The sequence below is a fragment of the Acidovorax sp. KPB24-07 genome (genome assembly GCF_057543315.1).
In genome coordinates this window covers 1-3,724 of sequence record NZ_BAAJYS010000324.1, presented here as the reverse complement: position 1 = coordinate 3,724, position 3,724 = coordinate 1, and the positions used below count along the sequence as shown (strand labels likewise).

Below are 3,724 nucleotides of genomic sequence, written 5' to 3'. Positions count from 1 at the left end.
GTGGCGACGCGGATGCAGCCGCTGCCGTGCCTGGGACCGCAGTGGGGGCCGCGCTGGGGGCCGCACCCGCTGCGCCAGCCGCCATCGCGCCCATGCACAGCACTGCCAGCACCCAGGGGCGCGATCGATGGGAAAGGGACATGCCGATCTCCTTGAAATGGGGGGACGGTCGTGGGAGGGGCACCGCCAGCGGCGCCCCTCAATGGATGCAGCACGCGGGCGCCAGAACGGCCCCCACGCGTGCATCGCATGCCCCGCGTCAGTCCTGCAGCGCCGAGGCCAGTTGCTTCACGCGGGCCAGGTCGCCCTTGGCCACGCGGGCCACGCCCGTGCCGTACTCGGGATCGGCCTTGTACAGGAACGACAGGATGATGTGCTTGCTCTCGGCATCGGCGCCGGCCAGCGATTCGCCGAAGCTCTGGATCAGGTCCTCGCGGTCCTTCTTGCCGTAGCTGCGGTACAGATCACCGGCCTGCTTGAAGTTCTGCTCCTTGCCGATCTTGGCCTGCTGCGTGGTGCCGGACAGCGGCAACTGGCTGTAGCGCGCCGCCGAAACCTGCGGGCGGGGCTCCAGGCGGCTGGGCTCGTAGTTCACGCCGCTGGTCGTCTGCCCGAAGTTCAGCGTGCCGTCCTGGTTGCCGTTGTTCACGCCGACGCGGGGGCGGTTCACCGGCAGGCTCAGGCCGTTGGTGCCCACCCGGTACAGCTGCGTGTCGGCGTATGAGAACACGCGGCCTTGCAGCAGGCGGTCTTCCGAGGGCTCGATGCCGGGCACCACGTTGGCGGGCGCCATGGCGACCTGCTCGGTTTCCTGGAAGAAGTTGTCCACGTTCTTGTTCAGCACCATCTGGCCGATCTTGCGCTCAGGCACATCGGGCCAGATCTTGGTGGCGTCCAGCGCGTTGAACTCGAACTTGTTCAGGTCCTCGGGCTTGAGCACCTGCACGTACAGGTCCCACTTGGGGAAATCGCCCTGCTTGATCGCGTTGACCAGGTCGTTGGTCATGTGGCTGTAGTCCTTGGCCTGGACGGCGGCGACCTGCTTGGGGTCGAGGTTCTTCAGCCCCTGCAGGCTCTTCCAGTGGAACTTCACGTAGTGCACCTGGCCCTGGCTGTTGACCAGCTTGTAGGCATGCACTCCGTTGCCGTCCATGAACCGGTAGCCGGCCGGCGTGCCCTCGTTCGAATAGAGCAGCGTGAGCGTGCGCGTGGCCTCCGGCACGTGCGAGAAGAAGTCGAAACGGCGGGAATCGTCGTCCAGGTTGGTGCGGGGGTCCGGCTTGAACGCATGCACCATGTCGGGAAACTTGATGGCGTCGCGGATGAAGAAGGTGGGGAAGTTGTTGCCCACCAGATCCCAGTTGCCCTGGCTCGTGTAGAACTTGGTCGCGAAGCCGCGGGGGTCGCGCAGCGTCTCGGGGGAATGGTTTCCGTGCACCACGGAAGAGAACCGCACGAACACCGGGGTGCGTTCGCCGGCGCTGAACACCTTGGCCTGGGTCAGCGAAGACAGGTCTTCCGTCGCCACGAACTCGCCGCGCACGCCGGTGCCGCGGGCATGCACGACGCGCTCCGGAATGCGCTCGCGATCGAATCGCTGCAGCTTCTGGATCAGCTGCACGTCCTGCAGCAAGGTGGGGCCGTTCGGGCCGGCGGTCTGCGAATTCTGGTTGTCGCCCACCAGGGCGCCGTTGTCGCGCGTGAGGGCGGATTGGGCGAACGCCGCAGGCGCTACCAGCACGCCTTGCAGCACCAGCGCTGCGGTGAAGATTTTTCTGGTTGTCATGGAAACTCCGCTCCAGTCGTTAAGGGAAGCGAATGATCCACGTGGCGGAATGTCGCTCACAAGGGGGGTTTGGCTATGGCCGCGATGAATATTGCCGATGGGCCCCTCACAACCCTTTGGATGGAATGCCGTCAATGCCGGAAAGCGCGCGGACGGGCGCTATTAAAAAAATAGCAATTTACGAATCAAAACACCCCGCCGGTCGCTTTTTATTACATATCCGAAGCGCTTTCCGGGGTCTTTCGGTTAATTGCAGTCAGTCGAGCCAGCCCAGCAACGCCGCCTTGACCGCGGCCGCCGTCTTGTTGGGCGTCTGCAGTTTGGCAGTGGCGTTTTTGAGGTGAAACCGCACCGTGTTTTCGGAAACGTCCAGAATCTGCGCAATATCCGCCATGGTTTTCCCATCCGCCGTCCATTTGAGGGCTTCCAGTTCGCGCGGGGTCAGGAACGCCTTCTGGCGGGTGCCGTGCAGGGCTTTCATGGCACGGCCCATGGCCTCGTACGAGGCGCTTGCAAGGAACGACATGCGGGGCTCGTTCGCCTTGAGTTCCTCCTCTGCCAGGGGGACACGGGAGCGCACCAGGGTCAGAACGCCGCGCAGGCTGCCCACGCTCTGGTTGGCCTGCGACCAGCCGACCTTCAACCCATGGGACTGCGCTTCACGCCACAACTCGGGCGCCGAGGCGAAAAGCTCGTCGCTCCAGACCACGGGCCGCTCGGATTTGCGGCAATGGGCCACGGTGGGGTCGATATGGTGGTATTCGGCGACGGAATATCGCCTTTGCCACGCTTCCGGAAAATCGTCCACCTGGACCACCTGCGGGCGGGAGATGGGGACGGGAATGTAGAGGGTATACGCGCATCGCTCGAAACCCAATTCCGTCGCCGCGGACTTGATTTTGCCGAAGATTCTGTTCTTGCACGTCTCATTGGAGAAACATTCAGAAACCTTGTGCTGCCACGACTGCACTGCCATCACCACCCCTTTTTGATTAACTATTGATTAATCAGTCTACCCAGCAATGTTTTGGGAGGGCGCCCTTTTGCCATGCCGATTGGGATGCGCAATATGAAAACCGTGCATAACCCCACCCGATTCCAAGGACGCGCGGGGGGGCTGAACAGGGCTCAGCGGTGGGCCTGGATGGTCGCCAGAATGCCCAGGGTGAACATGCCGCACGCGGCCCATTGGGCAGGCGCCGGCCAGTGGCCGTCCCAGGCGAAGGAATAGAAGAGAGCGAACAGGGTCTCGCTCACGATCAGCTGGCCGCACAGGCTGGCGGACAGGCGCTGGCTGGCCACATTCCAGAGGATGGTGGCCAGCCAGGTCGCGCCCAGCCCGATCGCAAGGCAGACCAGCACAAAGGCGCCGAAACCTGGCTGCGCCGCCAGTTCTGCCAGAGGCGTGCCCTTCACCCCCCACAACAGCCATCCCCCCAGGCCCGTGGCCACGCCCAGCCAGTTGGCCCATTGGGTTGCGCCCACCTCCGGGTGGCGCTGCACCCAGGCCGAATTGAGGATGGCGAACGCCGTCCAGAAGACCAGTGCCACCAGCACGATGCCGATGCCGCGCCACCAGTACGCCCCGCCACCCGCAGCTGGCGATCCGCCCTCCCCGTGCGGCGCGAACGCCATCAGCGCCAGGCCCGCCAGGGTCAGGGCCAGCCCCGGCACCAGGGCCACCCAGCGCAGCCCCTTCGGCTTGCCCAGCAGCATGACCCACACCGGGATGGTGCCGATGATGAGGGCCGGCACCTCCACCCCCGCATCGCGGATCGCCAGCACCAGCAGCAGGTAGTAGCCAGTGAATCCCAGCACGCTCAGGCCCAGGGCGGCCCCGGCCTGGCGGGCGGTGGGCCAGCGCACCGCTCGGCGCGTGCCGGGGCGCAGGCCCCAGAGCAGCATGCCCACGGCCATGGCGCCGTAGGCCACGAAACG

At 65.0% G+C, this 3,724-nt stretch carries 3 protein-coding genes; all 3 read right to left on the bottom strand.

The features are described 5' to 3' along the window. Window positions 1-259: 259 nt before the first annotated feature. Window positions 260-1,786: a catalase KatB gene (katB, locus tag AC27IQ_RS20200; RefSeq protein WP_487090559.1), complete on the bottom strand. Its 1,527-nt coding sequence runs from the start codon at window positions 1,784-1,786 to the stop codon at window positions 260-262. Window positions 1,787-2,042: 256 nt separating this feature from the next. Continuing rightward, the gene (locus AC27IQ_RS20195) at window positions 2,043-2,762 is read right to left on the bottom strand and encodes an autoinducer binding domain-containing protein (RefSeq protein ID WP_487090558.1); all 720 of its coding nucleotides are present in this window, start codon (window positions 2,760-2,762) and stop codon (window positions 2,043-2,045) included. A gap of 152 nt (window positions 2,763-2,914) precedes the next feature. Further along, on the bottom strand, window positions 2,915-3,724 hold an 810-nt coding region (locus AC27IQ_RS20190; protein WP_487090557.1), incomplete at its 5' end, for a DMT family transporter.

Bases quoted from the DNA above. Each gene is read 5' to 3' on its own strand.
- katB (WP_487090559.1), bottom strand. From the start codon at position 1,786: ATGACAACCAGAAAAATCTTCACCGCAGCGCTGGTGCTGCAAGGCGTG.
- AC27IQ_RS20195 (WP_487090558.1), bottom strand. From the start codon at position 2,762: ATGGCAGTGCAGTCGTGGCAGCACAAGGTTTCTGAATGTTTCTCCAAT.